The sequence below is a fragment of the Streptomyces sp. NPDC127100 genome, from assembly GCF_042724095.1.
Classification (GTDB): Bacteria; Actinomycetota; Actinomycetes; order Streptomycetales; family Streptomycetaceae; genus Streptomyces.
Window position 1 is genome coordinate 63534 of record NZ_JBHXFL010000003.1, and the last position, 21132, is coordinate 84665.

Sequence of the window (21132 nt, forward strand, 5' to 3'; positions counted from 1 at the left end):
ACCGATGTCCTTTCCCCTGCTGACAGCGACGGCGGTGGTCCCGGCCGTCGGGGCGATCGCCACGGCGGCCGTGCCGGCCGCCAAGCGCGGCTTCGCCAAGTGGCTGGCGCTGGCCTTCTCGATCGCCACGTTCGTCCTCGCGGAGCTGGTGGTCGTCCGCTTCGATCCCGGCGGCGCCCGCTACCAGCTCACCGAGTCGCACTCCTGGATCGCGGAGTTCGGGGTGCGGTACGAGCTGGGCGTGGACGGCATCGCCGTGGCGCTCATCGCGCTGACCACCCTGCTCGTCCCCTTCATCATCCTCGCGGGCTGGCACGACGCGGACCCGCTGGAGACCGGCAGCAAGCGGTGGCGGCCGACGCAGGGCTTCTTCGCCCTGATCCTGGCCGTCGAGGCGATGGTGATCATCTCCTTCGAGGCCACCGACGTCTTCCTCTTCTACATCTTCTTCGAAGCCATGCTGATCCCGCTGTACTTCCTGATCGGCGGCTTCGGGGACCGGGCGCACGAGCACGGCGAGAAGGCGGCGTCCACCCAGCGGTCGTACGCGGCCGTGAAGTTCCTCCTCTACAACCTGGCCGGCGGTCTGATCATGCTGGCCGCGGTGATCGGGCTCTACGTGGTCGCCGGGAACTTCTCCCTCACGGAGATCGCCGAGGCGCGGGCCAACGGCTCGCTGGACATGGCGACCAACACCGAGCGCTGGCTGTTCCTCGGCTTCTTCTTCGCGTTCGCGGTGAAGGCGCCGATGTGGCCCCTGCACACCTGGCTGCCCAACGCGATGGGGGAGGCCACCGCGCCGGTCGCGGTGCTCATCACCGCGGTGGTCGACAAGGTGGGCACCTTCGCGATGCTCCGCTTCTGCCTCCAGCTGTTCCCGGAGGCGAGCAAGTGGGCGACGCCGGTGATCCTCGTCCTGGCGTTGGTCAGCATCATCTACGGGGCGCTGCTCGCGGTCGGCCAGCGCGACATCAAGCGCCTGATCGCCTACGCGTCGATCTCGCACTTCGGCTTCATCATCATGGGCATCTTCGCGATGACCAGTCAGGGCCAGTCCGGCGCGACGCTGTACATGCTCAACCACGGGATCTCGACCGCCGTGCTGATGCTGATCGCCGGCTTCCTGATCTCCCGGCGCGGCTCGCGGCTCATCTCCGACTACGGCGGTGTGCAGAAGGTCGCCCCGGTGCTCGCCGGCACGTTCCTGATCGGCGGTCTGGCCACGCTGTCCCTGCCGGGTCTCGCGCCGTTCGTCAGCGAGTTCCTGGTGCTGGTGGGCACGTTCACGCGCTATCCGGTGATCGGCATCATCGCCACCTTCGGGATCGTGCTCGCCGCGCTCTACACCCTCGTCCTCTACCAGCGGACGATGACCGGGCCGGTGAAACCCGAGGTGAGGGCCATGCCCGACCTGCGGGTGCGTGAGCTGGTGGTCGTGGCTCCGCTGGTGGCGCTGCTGATCTTCCTCGGCGTCTACCCGAAGCCCGTCACGGACATCGTCAACCCGGCGGTGCAGCAGACCATGTCCGACGTACACAAGAAGGACCCCCAGCCCGAGGTGGAGGCGGCCAAGTGAGCGCATCAGCCGTCCACAGCCTGTGGACAACGGCGGCAACGGCGGCCGACCCGATCGCGAAGATCGACGCACCGAAGATCGAGTACGGGCAGCTCGCGCCCACGCTCATCGTCATCGGCGCGGCGATCGTCGGAATCCTGATCGAGGCCTTCGTTCCGCGCAGGTCCCGCTATTACGCACAGATGTTCGTATCCGTCGTCGCGCTCGTCGCCGCCTTCGCCGCGGTCGTCGCGCTCGCGGCGCGCGGGTACGGCACGACCAAGGCGGGCATCGCGGCGATGGGCGCCATCGCCGTCGACGGACCGGCCCTCTTCCTCCAGGGCACGATCCTGCTGGCGGCGCTGGTCGGCCTGTTCACCTTCGCCGAGCGCCGGCTCGACCCGGAGACGCACGGCAACCGTGTCGACTCCTTCGCCGCGCAGGCCGCGGCCGTGCCGGGCAGCGAGAGCGAGCAGAAGGCGGTGAAGGCCGGGTTCACCACCACCGAGGTGTTCCCGCTGCTGCTCTTCGCCGTCGCCGGCATGCTGGTCTTCCCGGCGGCCAACGACCTGCTGACGCTCTTCGTCGCCCTGGAGGTCCTCTCCCTCCCGCTGTACCTGCTGTGTGCCCTGGCCCGGCGCAAGCGGCTGTTGTCGCAGGAGGCGGCGGTCAAGTACTTCCTGCTCGGCGCGTTCGCCTCCGCGTTCACCCTGTTCGGCATCGCCCTGCTCTACGGCTACGCGGGCTCGATGTCGTACGGCAGGATCGCGCAGGTCGTCGACGGCACCGTGCAGGGCGTCACCCCGGCGCTCGCCGGGACCATGGGCAACGACGCGCTGCTGCTCGTCGGGTCCGCGCTGATCGTCATGGGCCTGCTGTTCAAGGTGGGCGCGGTGCCGTTCCACATGTGGACGCCGGACGTGTACCAGGGTGCGCCGACGCCGGTGACCGGCTTCATGGCGGCGGCGACCAAGGTCGCGGCCTTCGGCGCCCTGCTCCGCATCCTCTACGTCGTCCTGCCCGGCCTGCGCTGGGACTGGCGGCCGGTGATGTGGGCGGTGGCGATCGTCACCATGCTGGGCGGCGCGATCGTGGCGATCACCCAGACGGACATCAAGCGGCTGCTGGCGTACTCGTCGATCGCGCACGCGGGCTTCATCCTCGCGGGTGTCATCGCGACCACGCCGGACGGCGTCTCGTCCGTCCTCTTCTACCTGGCCGCGTACTCCTTCGTGACGATCGGCGCCTTCGCGGTGGTCACGCTGGTGCGCGACGCGGGCGGTGAGGCGACGCACCTGTCGAAGTGGGCCGGGCTCGGGCGCAGGTCGCCGCTGGTGGCGGCCGTGTTCGCGGTGTTCCTGCTGGCCTTCGCGGGCATCCCGCTGACCTCCGGGTTCGCGGGGAAGTTCGCCGTCTTCAAGGCGGCGGCGGAGGGCGGCGCGGCCCCGCTGGTCGTGGTCGGTGTGATCTCGTCGGCGATCGCGGCGTTCTTCTACATCCGGGTGATCGTTCTGATGTTCTTCAGCGAGCCGCGGCCCGAGGGCCCGACGGTCGCGGTGCCGTCCCCGCTGACCATGACGGCGATCGGCGTCGGGGTGGCGGTCACGGTGGTGCTCGGCGTGGCCCCGCAGTACTTCCTGGACCTCGCGGGCCAGGCGGGAGTGTTCGTGCGCTGACGCGGGCGTCCCCCGGCACGGACACGACGGCGGCCCGGCCCCCTCGGGGGGTGCCGGGCCGCCGTCGTGCGGCGTCGCGGCTACTCGCCGCCGCGGCGTGCCTTGATGGTGGTCAGGTCCAGATCCATCGGGAACGGCGCGCTCACCTTCATGCGCTCGCGGAAGATGCCCACACCGGTGTAGGTGCCGGTGGCGGGCTCCAGCTCGAAGGCGTGCACCACGGCGAGCCCCTTCTCGTTCTCCACCCGCCAGTAATGGGCGATGCCGGCCCGGGCGTACTTCAGCGGCTTTGTCTCACGGTCGCGGGAGACGGATTCGGCGGAGACGACCTCGACGGCCAGAGTGACGGCCCCGGCGGGGCAGCGGGTCTGCTCCGGATCGTCGACCGCGTCACCACGTACGACGACGACGTCCGGCTCTGGCCGGTTCTGCCGGTCGATGTCGATGGTGAACTCGCGGACGACCTCGAACTCCGCCGGGGCGAGTGACTGCAACTGCCACTCGAAGAAACTCACCGCGCGTGAGTGGAAAAGGGTCTGCGGACTCACGAAGACCAGGCTCCCGTCGATCAGCTCCGTGTGCGGAGGCAGGTTCGGAAGCCGGTCCAGGTCGTCCGCCGTCCAGCCGCCCTCCGGCGGGATCGGCCAGGCGGGCGCGGACGCCTTCGGTGCGACGCTCATCAGTGCTCCCATGGGACGGAGTCTCGCGGGTGCAATCAGACTATCCGCCGGAAACGGACGGGTCTCCCGCGAACGTGTGAACGAGAACCGTGTCCTTGACGCCCCGGCCCGAGGGCGGCCTGTGGACGGAGCCGGGGCTGTCGGCGCGGGCCCCTATCGTTGAGGCAGTGGTCGGGACAGGACGGGCGCGGCAGGACGTACGGGGGACGGGACGATGGGCGTGATCGGCGAGATGACGGATACGGCAGGGACGACACGGCTGGACAGCGAGACGCTGGCCACGCTGCACCGGGTCTTCGGGTACGAGGCCTTCCGCGGTGAGCAGGAGGCGGTCGTCGACCACGTGGTGGCGGGCGGCGACGCCGTCGTGCTCATGCCCACCGGCGGCGGCAAGTCGCTGTGCTACCAGATCCCGGCCCTGGTCAGGCCCGGCACCGGCATCGTGGTCTCGCCGCTCATCGCCCTCATGCAGGACCAGGTGGACGCGCTGCGGGCCCTCGGCGTGCGGGCCGGGTTCATGAACTCCACGCAGGACTTCGACGAGCGGCGCGTGGTGGAGGCCGAGTTCCTCGCCGGCGAGCTGGACCTGCTGTACCTGGCGCCCGAGCGGCTGCGGCTGCAGAGCACCCTCGACCTGCTCTCCCGCGGCAAGATCTCCCTCTTCGCGATCGACGAGGCGCACTGCGTCTCCCAGTGGGGTCACGACTTCCGGCCCGACTACCTGTCCCTGTCCCTGCTCGGCGAGCGCTGGCCGGACGTGCCCCGGCTCGCGCTCACGGCGACGGCCACCCACGCCACCCACCGCGAGATCACCGAGCGGCTGGACATGCCGGCCGCGCGGCACTTCGTGGCCAGCTTCGACCGGCCCAACATCCAGTACCGGATCGTGCCGAAGACCGACCCCAGGAAGCAGCTGCTGAACTTCCTGCGCGAGGAGCACGCCGGAGACGCGGGCATCGTCTACTGCCTCTCGCGCAATTCCGTCGAGAAGACCGCCGAGTTCCTGTCGCGCAACGGCGTCGAGGCCGTGCCGTACCACGCGGGCCTGGACGCGGGCACCCGCGCGGCGCACCAGTCGAGGTTCCTGCGCGAGGAGGGCCTGGTGGTCGTGGCGACCATCGCCTTCGGCATGGGCATCGACAAGCCGGACGTCCGCTTCGTCGCCCACCTGGACCTGCCCAAGTCGGTCGAGGGGTACTACCAGGAGACCGGCCGCGCCGGACGCGACGGACTGCCGTCGACCGCCTGGATGGCGTACGGACTCAACGACGTCGTCCAGCAGCGCAAGCTGATCCAGTCCGGCGAGGGCGACGAGGCGTTCCGCCGCCGGGCCCAGTCCCACCTGGACGCGATGCTGGCCCTGTGCGAGACCGTGCGGTGCCGTCGCGGTCAGCTCCTCGCCTACTTCGGGCAGGATCCCGACCCGGCCGGCTGCGGCAACTGCGACACCTGCCTCGCCCCGCCCGAGACCTGGGACGGCACGGTGGCGGCACAGAAGGTGCTGTCGACCGTGGTGCGGCTGAAGCGGGAGCGCGGGCAGAAGTTCGGCGCCGGGCAGATCATCGACATCCTGCTGGGCAAGCGCACGGCCAAGGTGATCCAGTTCGACCACGACCAGCTCTCCGTGTTCGGCATCGGCGAGGAGCTGACCGAGGGCGAGTGGCGGGGCGTCATGCGGCAGCTGCTGGCCCAGGGCCTGCTCGCGGTCGAGGGCGAGTACGGCACGCTGGTGCTGACCGACGCCAGCGGGGCGGTGCTGCGGCGGGAACGGGAGGTGCCGCTGCGCAAGGAGCCCAAGAAGGAGGCGACAGCCCGGGGGACGGGCGGTTCACGGGGGGACCGCAAGTCCAGGGCCGCCGCGGCCGAGCTGCCCGAGGAGCTGCGGCCCGCCTTCGAGGCACTGCGGGCCTGGCGGGCGGAGCAGGCCCGCGAGCAGGGCGTCCCGGCGTACGTCATCTTCCACGACGCCACGCTGCGGGAGATCGTCACCGCCCGGCCCACCTCGGTCGCGGAGCTCGGCGGGATCAGCGGTGTCGGTGAGAAGAAGCTGGTGACGTACGGGGAGGGCGTGCTGGCGGTGCTCGCCGGGACGGCCGGCGATGCCTCGCCGGCCCCGTCCCCCGCGACCGGCGCCGAGCCCGGCCCGCACGACTGGCCCGAGGGCGAGCCGGAGCCGGAGCCCGACGACTGGATGTGAGCACGCCCGGGGGCTCTGTCACAGGGCCCGGGCCGCGTACGCCCTGACGTCGGCGTCGCTGTCGGTGGTGGCCGTGGCGAGGGCCGACCGGGCGTCCGGCGTGCCCTCGGTGTGCCGGGTGAGGGCCAGGACGGCCGCCTTGCGGACATCGGCGTTCGGATCGGCGAGGACCTTGGCGAGGACGGGGACCGCGGCGGCGGAGGCGGCGGCGGACAGGGCGGTGGCCGCGCCTGCCCGTACCTGCCAGGCCGGGTCGGACAGGGCGGTGACCGCACGCGCCGCCAGCGGGGCCGGGCAGCCCGTCTCCGCCAGCGCCGCGAAGGCCGCGCCGCGGACCAGGGCGTCGGGATCCCCGGTGAGCCGCTCGTGGGCGTCGCCCGGGGCCGCCCGCAGCGTGCCCAGGGCCTTGGCGACGGCGACCCGGACCTCCCGGGACGGGTCCTCGGCGGCCGGTGAGAGCGACTCGGCGGCGTCCAGGGAGACCAGCCCGCGTACGGCCTCGATGCGCACGGCGGTGTCCGGATCGCCGAGCGCCCCGGTGAACGTGCCGGTGCCGCCCAGCCGCAGGACGCGCAGCAGGTCGAGCGCGGTCGCGCGGACCACGGGGTCGGACTGGTCCAGCGCCCGGGCGAGGGGCTCGCCCAGTGCCGGCTCGGGTGCCAGCGTGTCGGCCAGTTCGCGCAGCGAGGCCGCCGCGGCGGCGCGCACCTCGCCGTCCGGGTCGGACAGGGCGGTGGCGAGGGCCGGACCGGTGCCGGCGGGCACGGTCTCGGTCAGCACGGTGACCGCCGTGCGCCGGACGGCGGGCTCGGGGTCGGACAGGTACGGCCGGAGGACGGACAGGTCGGGCTCGTTCTCGGCGAGGGCCAGCAGCTCCAGCAGCCGGGGCGAGGACGTCGCGGCGGGATCGGCGACCGTACGCCCGCCGTCGCCTCCGGTCACCGTGGGCCGCGCTTCCGTGGCGCGGGGCGCGGCGTCGCGGGCGCCCGCCGTCGCCACCTGCTCCGGGTGCACCTCGCCGAGGTGCCGAGAGGCGCCGCCGACCGGGGTGAACTCGTCGACCGGCACCAGGTAGGGAGCCACCGGCCGCGCCGTGAACTCCATCGCGCCACCGGGGGACTTGTGCAGGTCCAGGTGGTGGAGCCAGGAGACGTCGTCGCGTTCGGGGAGGTCGACGCGCTCGTGGTAGAGGCCCCAGCGGGACTCCGTGCGGGCCAGGGAGGCCCGGGCGGCCATCTCCGCGCAGTCGCGGATGAAGTCGACCTCGGCGCAGCGCATCAGCTCGTGCGGCGTGCGCGCGCCCATCGCCGCGATGTCCGCACGCATCCGCTCAAACGCCTCCAGGGCCAGCGACAGCCGCGCCCCGGACTTCGGCGGGGCCACGTAGTCGTTCACGAAGCGGCGCAGCTTGTACTCGACCTGCGGCTGCGGCGGGCCGTCGGGGTTGCGCAGCGGGCGGTAGACCAGTTCGTGCGCGGCGCGCAGCTGGTCGGCCGGCAACTCGCCCTCGTACGGCCGGTACCGGGCGGCGTCGGCGCCCGCCAGGTCGCCGAAGACGAACGCGCCGATCATGTAGTTGTGCGGCACGCAGGCCAGGTCGCCGGCGGCGTAGAGGCGGGGGACGGTGGTGCGGGCGTGGTCGTCCACGCGGACGCCCGAGGCGGAGTGGCCGCCGCACAGGCCGATCTCGGAGATGTGCATCTCGACGTCGTGGGTGCGGTAGTCGTGCCCGCGGCCCGCGTGGAAGGTGCCGCGGGTGGGGCGTTCGGTGGAGTGCAGGATCGACTCCAGGGCGGAGACCGACTCCTCCGGGAGGTGGCTGAGCTTCAGGTACACCGGACCGCGGTCGCTGGCGACCTCCGCCGCGAACTCGGCCATCATCTGGCCCGACCAGTAGTCGGAGTCGACGAAGCGCTCGCCGTGCCGGTTGACCTGGTAGCCACCGAAGGGGTTGGCGACGTACGCGCAGGCGGGACCGTTGTAGTCCTTGATCAGCGGATTGATCTGGAAGCACTCGATGCCGGTCAGTTCGGCGCCCGCGTGGTAGGCCATGGCGTAGCCGTCGCCCGCGTTGGTGGGGTTCTCGTAGGTACCGTACAGGTAGCCGGAGGCGGGCAGGCCGAGCCGGCCGGCGGCGCCGGTCGCCAGGATCACGGCGCCCGCGCGGACGGTCACGAACCGCCCGGTGCGGGTGTGGAAGCCCGCCGCGCCCACCGCCCGGCCCTGCGCCGTCAGGACCCGCACCGGCATCACCCGGTTCTCGATGCGGATCCGCTCCCGCATCTCGCGCCGCCGGAGCTGCCGGTACAGGACCTTCTTGACGTCCTTGCCCTCCGGCATCGGGAGCACGTAGGAGCCCGACCGGTGCACCTGGCGGACCGCGTAGTCGCCGTGCTCGTCCTTCTCGAACTTGACCCCGTACGACTCCAGCCGTTGGACCATGGCGAAGCCGCGGGTGGCCGTCCGGCGGACGGTGGACTGGTCGACGATGCCGTCGTTGGCGCGGGTGATCTCGGCGACGTAGTCGTCGGGTTCGGCCCGGCCGGGGACGACGGCGTTGTTGACGCCGTCCATGCCCATGGCGAGGGCGCCGGAGTGCCGGACGTGGGCCTTCTCCAGCAGCAGGACGTCGGCACCGTGCTCGGCGGCGGTCAGCGCGGCCATGGTGCCGGCGGTGCCGCCGCCGATGACGAGGACGTCGCAGGTGAGTTCTTCGGCGTCGGTGAGGGCGGGGATCTCCACCAGGGGGCCTTTCAGGTGCCGAGGGATGTGAGGACGTCGCGCCGCAGCGTCACGCGGGCCGGGTCGTCGTGCGCGGTGCGGTCCCGGGGGCGGGGCACGTCGCGCACGGCGATGAGCCGGCCGGAGCCGAGCAGGGCGACGCGGTCGCCGAGGAACAGGGCCTCGTCCACGTCGTGCGTGACGAAGACGACGGTCGCGCCCGTGCCGCGCAGCACCTCGACCAGCAGGTCCTGCATGCCGGCGCGGGTCTGGGCGTCGAGGGCGCCGAAGGGCTCGTCCATCAGGACGGCACGGGGGCGCGCGGCGAGGGCCCGGGCGAGCTGGGCGCGCTGCCGCTGGCCTCCGGAGACGCGGTGCGGCAACTGCCGGGCGTGCGCGGCCAGTCCCACCCGGTTCAGCCAGGCGGCCGCCCGGTCGCGGCGCTCGGCGCGGGCCAGGCCCTGGATGGCGAGGGGCAGTTCGACGTTGGCGCGCAGCGAGCGCCAGGGCAGGAGGGCGTCCTCCTGGAAGACCAGCGCGCGGTCCGCTCCCGGTCCGTCGATGCGCCGGCCGTCCTGCTCGGCGGTCCCGGCCAGCGGGTGCAGCAGGCCGGCCAGGGTGCGCAGCAGCGTCGACTTGCCGCACCCGGACGGGCCGACCACGGTGAGGATGCCGCCCGGGGCGACGTCGACGTCCACGCCGGTCAGGGCGGGGGCGTCCGGGCGGCCGAGGACGGCGTCGCGCAGGGTGAGGCGGGTGCCGTGGGAGGAGGCCCGGGGGCCGGCCGCCGGAGGGGTCTCAGTCTCGGACGAGGTGCTCATCGCGTGCCTCCTCGGTCTCGGCGTCCTTGTGAGCGGCGGGTTCGGCGGTGCGGGCGGAGGGCACGGCGGTACGGGTCCGCGCGGACCTGGGGCGGGCGGCGCCGGGTACGTACGACGCGCGCGGCAGCCAGTGGGTCAGGCGGCGGCCGAGCAGCTCCACGGCCGTGGAGGTCAGCCAGCCCAGCACCCCGATGGTGACCATGCCGACGAACACGCCCGGGTAGTCGACGACGGTGTAGTCCTGCCAGGTGCGGTATCCGACGCCGTACTGGCCGGAGATCATCTCGGCGGAGATCACGCAGATCCACGACACGCCGATACCGACCGACAGGCCGCCGAAGACGCCGGGCAGCGCGCCCGGCAGGACGACCGCGCCGAGCACCCGCCACCGGCCGCCGCCCATCGTGCGCACCGCCTCCTCCCACACGGGGGTCAGCGCGCGGACCGCGTGCCGGGTCGAGACCAGGACCGGGAAGAACGCGGCGGTGCAGGTGATGAAGACGATGCCCTGCTCGTTCGAGGGGAAGAGCAGGATCGCGACGGGGACCAGGGCGATGGCCGGGATCGGCCGGATCACCTCCAGCACCGGCCCCAGAAGGTCCTCGGCGAGCCGCGAGCGGGCCACGAGCACACCGGTGGCCACGCCCAGGACGGCGGCGAGCAGGAAGCCGGTGAGGATGCGGGTGAGGCTGTCGGTGAGGTCCGTCCAGTAGTCGGGGCCGGCCAGCCGGCCGGCGAAGGTGCGGGCCACGTCGGTGACGGTGGGGAACTGCGAGAAGCGCAGCCAGAGGTCGACGTCCCGGCTGGTCAGCAGCTGCCACAGACCGAGCGCGGCGGCGAGCGAGACGGCGCGCAGGGCGTACCGGATCACGACGCCCGCTCCAGTGCCTCGGCGTACGTGACGACGCGCGCTCCGCGGTGCCCGGCGAGGTACGCCTCGGCGGTCGCCGGTGTGACGAAGGGCAGCAGCGCGTCGCCGTCGGCCACCCACACCGACTGCTCGGCGAACCACAGGGTGCCGGTGGTGGTGTCGGGGACATAGGCGGCCCGTACGTCGTCCCGGTGCGTGGCGACGTGCCGCAGCAGGGCGGTGGGCGAGGTGAAGGGGACGGTCTTCCGCGCGCCTTCGGGCCAGACCTCGCCGGCCGGTTCCGGGGGTGCGGCGGAGAGCCGCTCGGCGTACTCCGCCGCACCGAGCGCCCTGCGCACGTACCGGTCGTCGACGAAGGCGTCCACGTCCACGTCGCCGGTCAGCTTCGCGTCCTCGAGGACGGACACGTCCTCCTTCAGGGCCGCGACGAGCTCAGGTCTGATCGCCGGGTCGAAGGTGGCGATGCCCTGGGCGCCGTTGTAGAGGTAGACGGCCTCGGCGGGCAGGCCGGTGGCCTTCGCGACCGTCTCGGCGGCGTCCACCGGGTGCGCGTCCAGGTAGTCGGTCGCCTGGGTCTGGGCCTTCAGGAACGCGTCCAGCACGGCCGGGCGCTTCTTCGCGAAGTCCTCGCGCGCGGTGACCCCGTGGAAGGTGGGCAGGTCCAGCTGCGCACCGTCGTACAGGGCCTTCGCCTTGCCCTGCTGGGCGAGCAGGCCGGGCCAGGCGACGAACTGCGACAGGGCGTCGGCGCTGCCCGAGGACAGGGCGGAGGCGCCGACGGCCGGCTGCTGGTTGAGCTTCTCGATGTCCTCGTCCGGGTCGAGGCCGGCCCGCTGGAGCGCGCGTACGAGGGTGCCGTCGGCGGCCGAGCCGACGCTGGTGGAGACCTTCTTGCCCTTGAGGTCCCTCAGGGAGGTGAGTGAGGAGCCGGGCGCTGTGACGATGGTGTTGAGGCCGCCGCGGAGGTTGTAGCCGGTGACCGAGACCAGCCGGGTCGGCTTGCCGAGCTGCTTGCCGCGGGCCGCGTTGATGAGCAGCGGGAAGTCGCCCATCGAGCCGATGTCGATCTTCCCGGCGGTCATCTGGGCGGTGATGGGGGCGCCGGTGGCGTAGTCCTGCCAGTTCACCTTGTAGGTGACGCCGTCGCCGAGGGCGTCGAGCTGCTTCTCGAAGTAGCCGAGCGAGCGCAGCAGCGTGCCGGCCGTGACGGTGTTGATCGTCCGGGACTGGTAGCCGACGGTCACGGTGACCGTCGAGCCGTCGGCCGAGGCGTCGCCGCCGCAGGCGGTGAGGGGCAGCAGCAGGGCGGCGACGGCCGTGGTGGCCAGGACGGCGGAGCGTTCGGTTCTCATCGGAGTCGGCCTCTCACCGGAGCAGGTAGGGCATGTTGACCGTGACGGCCCCGGTGGGGCAGCGGGCGGCGCACGGGCCGCAGTACCAGCACTCGTCGACGTGCATGTACGCCTTGCCGTTGCTCTCGTCGATGGCGAGGGAGTCCAGCGGGCACATGTCCACGCAGAGCGTGCAGCCGTCGATGCACTTCGACTCGTCGATGGTCACGGGCACGTCGGCCCGCTGGGGCGCCAAGGGCATGGCTGTCTCCAGGGATGTGCGCGAAGGAGGGTGGTTACCGGGACCGGTGCAGGAGGCCGCTCATCGTGATGCGGTCCCCGCGGAAGCGGATGAACTCCAGGTCGACGGGGCGGCCGTCCGCGAGGTGGGTGAGGCGTTCCAGCATGAGGACCGCCGTGCCGCGCGGGGCCTCGAGCACGGCGGCGCAGTGCGCGTCCGCGGTGACCGCCTCCAGGGTGATCTCCGCGTGGCCGAGGGACCGGCCGGTGACGGACTCCAGGAGGCGGAAGACGTCGGTGTTCTCCAGGTCGGCGCCGAGCAGGGCGGTGCCGATGTCGAGGGGCAGGTAGGTGAGGTCGAGGGAGAGGGGGATGCCGTTCAGGCGGCGCAGGCGCTCGATGTAGAGGACGTCGGTGCCGGGCGCGACCCGGAGGCGTTCGGCGACCGGGGCGGGTGCCCGGACCGGGACCGTCGTGCGGACCTCGTTGGTGACCCGGCCGTGTTCGTGGAGGGTCTCGGCGAGGCCCATCAGACGGTCCAGCCCGTGGGCGTACTTGCGGGCCACGACCACGGTGCCGACGCCGGGCTGGCGGGCGACGAGGCCTTCGGCGCGGAGCAGGTCCAGCGCCTCGCGGACGGTGTTGCGGGAGGCGCCGTACTCGGTGGCGAGGGCGTCCTCGTGGGGGAGCGTGGTGTCGGGGAAGGCCTCCGTGAGGATCTGGCGGCGGAGCACGTCGGCGAGTTGGCGGGCCCGGTCGGCGCGCAGCCGGCGCCGCGCGCGGTGGGCGGCGACGGTGGTCGCGCCCTGGCCGGCGTGGTCCCGGATGCGGTCGGTGGGCGGCATGGCCGGAACCATACCTATCCGGTGGGGTACGTGGTGTTGCTGGAGTGTTGCGCCACCGGGGGCCCCGTCCGGAGTGCGGTTGAGCTGCGGTTTCCTGGTGGGTGGGGTGAGAAGTGCCACCGGGACGCGGGACGGTTGAGGGGCGTCCGGCGCGGCCCGGGCCGCGGGCGCGCGTGGCCGGCGATCCGTCTACGTCAGCGCCGTCAGGCCCGGGGCGAAGGTGATCAGCAGGGGGATGAGAGGGACCAGGGCGGCCGTCGCCGTGGTCAGGGCCCGGTGACGGGGGGTCAGGCGGGGCCGGGGCTCCAGGAGGCGGTCGACCCGTTCGCCGAGGAGGCGGTGGCTGGAGGCGCAGGACAGGACGCCCCGGTGCTGGTTGAGCTCGATCAGCGCCAGCGCCGTGGTCAGGTGGCCGCAGCGGCGGGAGGCGGTGTCGTCGGCGGCGAGTTCGACCAGGCGGTGGGTCTGGTCGCAGAAGTGGGAGAAGAGCGGGACCCGCGGGAAGCCGGTCGCCAGCGCGGTGGACAGGTGCAGCAGCCAGTCGTGACGGGCCCGGGCGTGCCCGCGTTCATGGGTGAGCACGGCGTCGAGCTGGTGGTCGGTCAGGCGGTGCAGCGCGCCGGTGGTGACGACCAGCTGGGACGGGCTGCCGGGCATCCACCAGGCGTCCGGGTACTCGTCCTCGAGGACCAGGAGGGGACCGCGGGCCCGGGGGAGCCCGGCGGGCAGGTCGGGGGCGCGTTCGCGCAGGTGCGCACGGGACCGGGCGCGGCGCCGTCGGGCCTCGACGAGCTCGCGGGCCAGCATCGCGGTCGTCCAGGCGGCGCCGCATGCCAGCAGCAGGGTGAGGGTGGCCGCCCAGGGCGGGCCGGCGGAGAGGTTGTAGGCGGCGGTCACCGCGGGCGGCGCCGGTGCGAACACCTGGGCGCGCACGGTGCCGAAGACGGCGGCGGCACCGAGGACGAGGGACGTCAGGCAGCACAGCAGGACGGTGGCGACCAGGCACTGCCACACCCACAGCGCGACGACGGGGTCCCGCTCGGGCCACGCGGACCGGGTCAGCGCGCGCGGCACCGGCACGGCGGCGGTCGCGGCGACGACGAACAGCAGGAGCAGGCAGACGGTCATGCCACGGGCTCCGGATCCTGGTCGGAAAGGCGGCTCTGGCTGTGGTGCTGTGGTGCTGTGCGGTGGTGCGTGACGGTGCGATGGTGCGTGACGGTGCGATGGTGCTGCGCGTCGGTGCGGTGGCGACCGCGCGGCGGTGCTGCCGGGCGGTGCCGTCCGGGCCCGCGCCCCGGGCCGGGCGTACCGCGGCTCCGGCCGTCCCGGCGGGCGGACGTGCCGCGCACACCGCCCGACGCCAGTATGACGGGGACGGGCGGTGCGAGTCAGGTGCCGGCGGACATCGGATGCCCGCGCGGGGCATCCGGGGGCGGTTACCGGCCGACCACGCGCCCGGTCACCTCGCCGAGCCCCACCCGCAGGCCGCCCGGACCCGGTGCCCAGGCCGACAGGGTCACCTCGTCCCCGTCCTCCAGGAAGGTCCGCTTGCCGTCCGGGAGGTCGAGGGGGTCACGGCCGTTCCAGGTCAGTTCGAGCAGCGACCCGCGCTCGCGCTCGGTGGGCCCGCTGACCGTGCCCGACCCGTAGAGGTCGCCGGTGCGCAGGGAGGCGCCGTTGACGGTCATGTGGGCCAGCTGCTGGGCGGCGGTCCAGTACATGGTGGAGAACGGCGGCTCGGAGACCACGTGCCCGTTGACCGCGACGGAGATCCGCAGGTCGTAACCGCCCGGCTCCTCCCCGGCGTCGTCCAGGTAGGGCAGCAGCGCGTGGGTGCGCTCCGGCGGGGCCGTCCGGGCCTCGTCCAGGGCGTCCAGCGGCGTGATCCAGGCCGACACCGAGGTGGTGAAGGACTTTCCGAGGAACGGGCCGAGGGGCACGTACTCCCAGGCCTGGACGTCCCGCGCGGACCAGTCGTTGAGCAGGCACAGCCCGAAGACGTGCTCGCGGAAGTCGCCGAGCGCCACCGGATGGCCCAGTTCGGACGGCGTGCCCACCACGAAGCCGACCTCGGCCTCGATGTCGAGGCGGACGGACGGGCCGAAGACGGGGGCTGCGTCGGCCGGGGCCTTGCGCTGCCCGGAGGGCCGTACGACGTCCGTGCCGGACACGACGACCGTGCCGGCGCGGCCGTGGTAACCGATCGGCAGGTGCTTCCAGTTCGGGGTGAGGGAGTCCTCGGCATCGGGGCGGAAGATCCGGCCGACGTTCCGGGCGTGGTTCTCGGAGGCGTAGAAGTCGACGTAGTCCGCCACCTCGAAGGGCAGGTGGAGGGTCACCGACGACAGGGGGTGGAACAGGGGCTCCAGGGCCTCCCGGTGGGAGGGCACCGTCACCCAGGCCGTCAGCGCGCGCCGCACGTCCGACCAGGCGGTGCGGCCGGCCGCCAGCAGCGGGTTCAGGGTGGGCCGCGCCAGCAGGGAGGCGTACGGCGATCCGAGCGCGTGGGCCGCCGCGCCCGCGTCCAGGACGTGGTCGCCGAGCCGGACGCCCACCGTCCGCTCCTGCGCGCCGCGGATCGAGAACACGCCGTACGGAAGGTTGTGCGGGCCGAAGGGATCGCCCTCGGGGACATCGAAGGGGGGCATCGGGTGCTGCCTCGCTCTCGTGCTCGCCGTGCGCCACGTGATCCGTGGCCGCGCCACACGTTACGGGTGGCGGACGGGTCTTGGGCAGTGCCGAAAGAGGTGGCGGAGCCGACAGGGGCCGGCGGGCCGGCCGAGGGACGGTGGCGCTCCGCCACCGGACGTGTGCGGGAAGTCGTCCACAGGCCGGGAGGCAATCTTGACGCAGTGGTGCGAACGGGGCGACTCTGGGCGGGTGCCGGAAGGCCTCGGGGAGGGGGCGTTCCGACGGCACATCAGGGGGAGCGGATGGCCACAGGGGAGGCCGGTCCGGGTCCGGCGCGGTCGGGTTCGCAGCCGAGAGAGCGGCTCGAAGCGACCATGCGCGGCCGACTCGGCCGGGAATGCGTGTACGTACCGTCGTGCCGTCTCGGGCTGTACGCGGCACTGCGCCACTGGTGCCCGCCGGGCGGCCGGGTGCTGATGTCGCCGGTCAACGACGACGTCATCTTCTTCGTCGTCCTGGCCGCCGGACTGCGGCCGGTGCAGGCGCCGCTGAATCCGCTGGACGCGTCCATCGACGTCGACGCCGTGCCCGCGGAGGTGTGGGGCTCGCTGTCCGCCGTGCTGACGACCAATCTGTACGGCAACCCGGACCCGGCGCCCCGGCTGCGCGAGCGCTGCGACGCGCTCGGCATCCCGCTGTTCGAGGACGCGGCGCACGCCATCGGCAGCGAGGTGGGCGGGCGGCCCGTCGGCACCTGGGGCGACGCGTCCGTGTTCAGCCTGTCCAAGCACGTGGGCGCCAAGGCCGGCGGAATCCTCGCGGTCGCCGACCCGGGGCTGCGGGAGGCGCTGGAGAAGTCCTGCGACGACCTGCTGCTGCCGGGCCGGGCCACGGCCGAGGCCGCCTACGCCGTACGGCCGTACGCGGAGGCCGCCGTACGCGGGCTGCGGCTGCGCCGGGCGGCCTGGGCCACGCTGCGGCTGCTGGGGCGGACGGAGCGCGAGGGGATCCGGATGCCGCTGCGGCCCGGGGAGCTGGCCCGGGCGGTCGCGGCGGCCCCGGACCTGGAGGCGCACGACCCGTGGGTCCGCGTCGACATGCACGACTACCGCCTGCGGTCCGGCCGCTTCCGGCTCGGGCGCGTCCGGCGCGGACTCGACCGGCTGGACGAGGTGCTCGAGGGCTGCCGGGCGGGCACGGAACTGCTGCTGTCGACCCGCTGGGCCCACCCGGCGGGCGGCCGGCGGCCGGCCGTGCCGCAGCCGTTGTTCCGGGTGCCGCTGCTCGTGGCGGACCGGGACGCGGCGATCGCGGCGCTGGCCCGGCGGGGCATCGTCGTCGGATACCTCTACGATCCGCCGCTGGACGACTACGCGGGTGCGGAGTTCACCGACCTCTCGCCCAGCCCCGAGGGGGCGCGCTGGTTCGCCCGGCACGCGCTGCCCGTGGACCCGCTGCGTGCCCGTACGGCCGTCCGGGCGCTGCAGGAGTCCGGGGCGCGGCCCGCCGAGGCGCCGGAGGGGGCGGGACCGTCCCGTGGCTGAGACGCGGGTGCAGGAGACCGCCGCGGCGCCCGCGGGCGGTGACCCGGAGCCGTCCGGGAGCGGGCCCGGCTCCGACTCGTTGTTCAAGAACGCCTACTTCCTCATGCTCAGCACCGGCGTCTCCGCCGTGCTCGGCCTGGGCTTCTGGCTCGTGGCCGCCCGCTACTACTCGGAGGAGGCCGTCGGCCAGGGCTCGGCCGCCATCGCCGCGATGCGGCTGCTCGCCAGCATCACGGCGACCACGATGATCGGCGCCGTCGTCCGCTTCGTGCCGCGCGCCGGACGGGCGACCGGCCCGCTGGTGTGGCGTGCGTACGTGGCCAGTTCGGTGGTCGTGGTCGTGGCCGCCGTGGTCTTCCTGCTCACCCTCGACCTGTGGGGCGCCTCGTACGCGCCGCTGGGCACTCCCGCGGCGGGGGCGCTGTTCGTCGCCGCGTGCGTGGCCTGGGCGCTGCTCACCCTCCAGGACGGGGTGCTGACCGGGCTGCGCAAGGCCGAGTGGGTGCCCGCCGGGAACGCGGTGTTCTCGGTCGGGAAGCTGATCCTCCTGGCCGTCCTCGCCTCCGCGCTGCCGGTGCTCGGCATCTTCGTGTCCTGGGCCGTGGCCATCGCTTTCTCCACCCTGCCGCTCGGCTGGCTGATCTTCCGCAGGCTCATCCCGCGCCAGGCCGCCGCCGACCACGACGTGGAGCCGCCGAAGGCCCGCGAGATGGGCCGCTTCCTGGCCGGGGACTCGCTGGGCGCGCTGTTCAGCCTGGCGATGATCAATCTGCTGCCGGTGATGGTCGCGGTCCGCTTCAGCGCCGCGGAGAACGGCTTCTTCTACGTCGCGTACACGGTCGGCGGCACCATGGAGTTCATGGCCATCAACATGGCCTCCTCGCTCACCGCCCACGCCTCGCACGACCCCCGCCACCTCGCCGACGGCGTGCGCGGGGCGCTGCGCCGCATGACGCTGCTGCTGGTGCCGGTCGTCCTGGTGCTGGTCGTCCTCGCACCGCAGATCCTCGCCCCGTTCGACGCGGACTACGCCGAGCACGGTTCCACGGTGCTGCGGCTGCTGGCCGTCGGCGCGCTGCCGAGGATCGTCGTCGAGCTGTACATCGGCGTGCTCCGCGTCCAGGGGCGCACCGGCGTGCTCGCCGCCGTGCAGGGCACGATGTGCGTCCTCGTCCTGGGCAGCGCCGCCGTGCTGTTCACCCCGGCCGGGATCGCGGGCGCCGGCTGGGCCGTGCTGCTGAGCATGACGCTGGTCGCCCTGGGCTGCGCGCCGGGCCTGCGGTCCACGCTGCGCGGCGGCGGCACCGGTGGCACCGGCGGCGGGCGGCGGCGTGGCGGCGGCCGGGAGGCCGAGGGTCCCGACTACGGCACCAGCTGGGCCCGGCTCAACGCCACCGCCGGGTACGGCACCGGCTGGGCGCGACGGGCCGCGTACGAACAGCGGGACGGCGACGGGGACACGGCCACCTTGTTCATCGGCCGTCCCGGCTACGAACGCGAGGCGCTCCAGGCGGACACGCTGGCCCTGATCGTGCGGCCGCCCGGTTCCGGCCCCGGCGGCGGCCCCGGCGGCGGGACCGGCGGCGGGACCGGCGGTCCCGACGGCCCGGCGCCGCCCGCGCGGGCCGGGGCGGCCGAGCGCGGGGAGCGGTGGCTGAGGGGAGCCCTGTGGTCCCTGCTCGCCGTCGCCACCGTGGCCTTCTGGGCGGCGCTGCGCGGTCTGCCCCGGCCGGGCGGCGCGTCCGCGGCCGACGGGGACGGGCTGACCGGGCGCCGGCTGCTGGAAGGGCTGCCGCCGCTCGCGCTCGTCGCGGTGGGCCTGCTGCTGGTGGTGTTCGCGGCGGCGGTGACGCTGTGCGCCGGGCGTGACGCGTGGCTGCCCGGGGCCGCCCTGGGGTCGGCGCTCCTCGCGCTGCACGCCGCGCCCGCGGCCGTCGGCCGGGAGCCCCGTCCGGCCGACGGGGCGTGGACCTCGGGGACGGCCCGTTTCCTGGCGGAGGCGGTGGGCCTCGACGGGCCCGGGGCGCTGCTGCGGTGGGGGCCGCCGGTCCTTCAGCTGCTGTGTCTCGTACCGCTGTGGCTGCTGCTCGCCCAGGTGGGCGGACGGTTGCCCCGGGCGGTGCGCTGGGGCGTGCTGTACCTCGTCGCGATGGGCGGCTGGGTGTGGCGGGAGGCGCTCGTACCGGCCGCCTTGCCGCTGTTCGTGGTGCTCACCGTGCTCGTCCTGCTGGTGCCGCTCGGCCGTGCCGCGTCGGCGAGAGGGCTCCCGCGCCCCGGCGGCACGGCCGGCCGGGGCGCTGATCCGGGGCGCTGATCCGCGTCCCCGGACCGGCCGGCCGGTGCCCGGTCAGCGGGTCGGCACCGGCTGGTGGAAGTACCGGTTCTTCCCGGCCTCCCGGTAACCCTTCAGCCCCGGGCCGGCGTTGACGGTCAGGTCGCACGCGGGGTTCTCCGAGGGGGCCCGGTTCCAGTGGACCAGCGCCTTCACCCGGGGGAGCTCCTTCACGGCCGCGGGGATCTCCGTGTACCAGTCGCGCTGGCGGTCCGGGTCGCCGGCGTCGGGCGCGGTGGCGAACTCGGCGAGCATCACCGGCTTGTCGTCGGTGACGTTCTCGCGCAGCCAGGCGTAGCTGGGCTGCTGGCTGCGCAGGAAGTCCTTCCAGTCGGTCGTGTTGTGGCACCGGTAGTAGTTGTACTGGTCCATGGCGATCCAGTCGACGTACTCGTCCCCGGGGTACAGCGCCTTCATCTCGTCCGCGCTGCCGAGGTAGCCGGAGACGGTCCACACCCACACCACGTTGTCGGCGCCCAGTTCGCGGAAGCGGTCGTGGAGATGGCGGTAGGCCGCGACGAACTCCGCGGGGGTGCCGGCGCCTTCCTTGATGCGGGCGTCGGTCTCCTGGTCGAAGGAGAGGAAGACGCGCTTGCCGTAGGCCTTGATGCGCCGGATCTGCGGGTCGAGGATCTCCTCGTCGTACTTCCCCGAGGCGATGTTCTTCCAGCCGAGCTGCGTCTCCGTCCAGTTCTCGTGGTGCGGTTCGGTCCAGACGGTGGACTCCCAGGCCAGCATCAGCAGCCTGTCCCTGCCGAGTTCCTGCTCGTCCGGCGTGAGCAGTTGCCCGTCGAGCTCGGTGTCCGACATGTCGTGGTAGTTGTAGACGAGGTCGAGCCGGCGGCCGATCCGCTTCTCGAAGCCGAGCACGGCGTCCTTGAGCGAGCCGTTGCCGGCGTACGGCACGTAGGCGCCCCACCAGGCCCCGCAGGGCGGGACCAGTGTGCCGGTGGGGGCGCAGGGCCCGGTGGGCAGCTCGCCCGAGGCCGCGTTGCCGGGCAGGGCGTCACCGGCGGGCGTCCTCCGGTCCTCGGAGCGGCCGGCCCAGACGCCGAGCCCGGCGAGCAGCGCGGCCACCACCACCAGGACGACGGCCGCCCAGGTGCGCTTCCCGGTGCCCTCCGTGCCGGTCTCCTCGTGCGTTCCGGACGGTGTGTGCGGTCCGCCCGACCGGTGCCGGCCCGTCATGTGCCGCCACCGCCGGCCGGCCCGCGTGCGGCGCGTTCGACCGCGCCGCGCCGGGCGGCGGGCAGCGGCAGCCCCGGCAGGGCCGCGGCGACCGTGGTGAAGACGGCGAGCGGGACGAGGAAGGCGGTGGCCGAGAAGCCCTCCACCAGGAACAGCGAGGTGGCGGTCAGGACGCCGAGCGAGAGGCTGACGGGCGCGACCAGCGCGACGGCCTCCAGCCGGGCGCCGGTGGCCAGCCCGGCGGGCTGCGGGTACAGCGCCGCGCAGCCCGGCCCGAAGAGGGTGAAGAGCAGCACCGGTATCCAGCGCAGCGGCGAGGGGCCCGGCAGGGCGGTGGCGGCCAGGGCGAGCCAGCCCGAGGCGGCGACGAGGACTCTGAGGCGCGTCGGGGTGACCACGGGGCCCCTCGCCGCCTCGGTGCTGTGGTCGATGTCCGGGGTGGTGTTCATGGCCTGACCTGACTGCCCTTCGTCGTCACTGCGCTCACGTGGTGGTCG

At 73.6% G+C, this 21132-nt stretch carries 16 protein-coding genes; 5 read left to right on the forward strand and 11 right to left on the reverse strand.

Features of this window, described 5'->3' with window-relative positions; all coding sequences use genetic code 11:
• Window positions 1-4: 4 nt before the first annotated feature.
• Both ACFWJB_RS05055 and nuoN read left to right on the forward strand, forming a co-directional pair.
• Complete coding sequence (locus ACFWJB_RS05055; protein WP_385457948.1) at window positions 5-1576, forward strand: NADH-quinone oxidoreductase subunit M; 1572 nt, start codon at window positions 5-7, stop codon at window positions 1574-1576.
• Window positions 1573-3231, forward strand: a complete 1659-nt coding sequence (gene nuoN, locus ACFWJB_RS05060; RefSeq protein WP_385457950.1) for an NADH-quinone oxidoreductase subunit NuoN — start codon at window positions 1573-1575, stop codon at window positions 3229-3231. Before ACFWJB_RS05055 ends, nuoN begins: the two co-directional genes overlap by 4 nt.
• 80 nt (window positions 3232-3311) lie before the next feature.
• Here nuoN and ACFWJB_RS05065 read toward each other — a convergent pair whose 3' ends face one another.
• Complete coding sequence (locus tag ACFWJB_RS05065; protein WP_385457952.1) at window positions 3312-3911, reverse strand: Uma2 family endonuclease; 600 nt, start codon at window positions 3909-3911, stop codon at window positions 3312-3314.
• A 214-nt stretch (window positions 3912-4125) separates the two neighbouring features.
• Between ACFWJB_RS05065 and recQ the strand changes: the two genes are divergently transcribed.
• Window positions 4126-6108, forward strand: coding sequence for a DNA helicase RecQ (gene recQ / locus ACFWJB_RS05070; protein WP_386920332.1), 1983 nt, complete (start codon window positions 4126-4128; stop codon window positions 6106-6108).
• A gap of 18 nt (window positions 6109-6126) precedes the next feature.
• Here recQ and ACFWJB_RS05075 read toward each other — a convergent pair whose 3' ends face one another.
• The 8 genes from ACFWJB_RS05075 to fahA form a co-directional block, all read right to left on the reverse strand.
• Entirely contained in the window at window positions 6127-8850 is a 2724-nt protein-coding gene (locus ACFWJB_RS05075; RefSeq protein ID WP_385457956.1) for a fumarate reductase/succinate dehydrogenase flavoprotein subunit, read from the reverse strand.
• Window positions 8851-8861: 11 nt separating this feature from the next.
• Window positions 8862-9650: an ABC transporter ATP-binding protein gene (locus tag ACFWJB_RS05080; RefSeq protein WP_385457958.1), complete on the reverse strand. Its 789-nt coding sequence runs from the start codon at window positions 9648-9650 to the stop codon at window positions 8862-8864.
• Window positions 9628-10521 carry an ABC transporter permease gene (locus tag ACFWJB_RS05085; protein WP_386920335.1) on the reverse strand — a complete coding sequence of 298 codons (894 nt, stop codon included), beginning with the start codon at window positions 10519-10521 and terminating at the stop codon, window positions 9628-9630. Before ACFWJB_RS05085 ends, ACFWJB_RS05080 begins: the two co-directional genes overlap by 23 nt.
• Window positions 10518-11873, reverse strand: a complete 1356-nt coding sequence (locus tag ACFWJB_RS05090; protein WP_385457962.1) for an ABC transporter substrate-binding protein — start codon at window positions 11871-11873, stop codon at window positions 10518-10520. Before ACFWJB_RS05090 ends, ACFWJB_RS05085 begins: the two co-directional genes overlap by 4 nt.
• A 13-nt stretch (window positions 11874-11886) precedes the next feature.
• Window positions 11887-12114, reverse strand: coding sequence for a ferredoxin family protein (locus ACFWJB_RS05095; RefSeq protein WP_010986276.1), 228 nt, complete (start codon window positions 12112-12114; stop codon window positions 11887-11889).
• Between the two features lie 34 nt (window positions 12115-12148).
• Window positions 12149-12937, reverse strand: a complete 789-nt coding sequence (locus ACFWJB_RS05100; protein ID WP_385457964.1) for a GntR family transcriptional regulator — start codon at window positions 12935-12937, stop codon at window positions 12149-12151.
• 189 nt (window positions 12938-13126) lie between these two features.
• The gene (locus ACFWJB_RS05105; protein ID WP_385457966.1) at window positions 13127-14065 is read right to left on the reverse strand and encodes a M56 family metallopeptidase; all 939 of its coding nucleotides are present in this window, start codon (window positions 14063-14065) and stop codon (window positions 13127-13129) included.
• Window positions 14066-14376: 311 nt separating this feature from the next.
• Entirely contained in the window at window positions 14377-15588 is a 1212-nt protein-coding gene (gene fahA, locus ACFWJB_RS05110) for a fumarylacetoacetase (RefSeq protein ID WP_386920338.1), read from the reverse strand.
• Window positions 15589-15945: 357 nt separating this feature from the next.
• Between fahA and ACFWJB_RS05115 the strand changes: the two genes are divergently transcribed.
• Window positions 15946-17115, forward strand: coding sequence for a DegT/DnrJ/EryC1/StrS family aminotransferase (locus tag ACFWJB_RS05115; RefSeq protein WP_385457970.1), 1170 nt, complete (start codon window positions 15946-15948; stop codon window positions 17113-17115).
• On the forward strand, window positions 17108-19429 hold the full coding sequence (locus ACFWJB_RS05120) for a lipopolysaccharide biosynthesis protein (RefSeq protein ID WP_385457972.1): 2322 nt from the start codon (window positions 17108-17110) through the stop codon (window positions 19427-19429). The genes ACFWJB_RS05115 and ACFWJB_RS05120 overlap by 8 nt, the downstream gene beginning before the upstream one ends.
• A 33-nt stretch (window positions 19430-19462) precedes the next feature.
• Here ACFWJB_RS05120 and ACFWJB_RS05125 read toward each other — a convergent pair whose 3' ends face one another.
• Window positions 19463-20635, reverse strand: coding sequence for a glycoside hydrolase family 26 protein (locus tag ACFWJB_RS05125; RefSeq protein WP_385457974.1), 1173 nt, complete (start codon window positions 20633-20635; stop codon window positions 19463-19465).
• On the reverse strand, window positions 20632-21084 hold the full coding sequence (locus ACFWJB_RS05130; RefSeq protein ID WP_386920341.1) for a hypothetical protein: 453 nt from the start codon (window positions 21082-21084) through the stop codon (window positions 20632-20634). Before ACFWJB_RS05130 ends, ACFWJB_RS05125 begins: the two co-directional genes overlap by 4 nt.
• Between the last annotated feature and the right edge of the window lie 48 nt (window positions 21085-21132).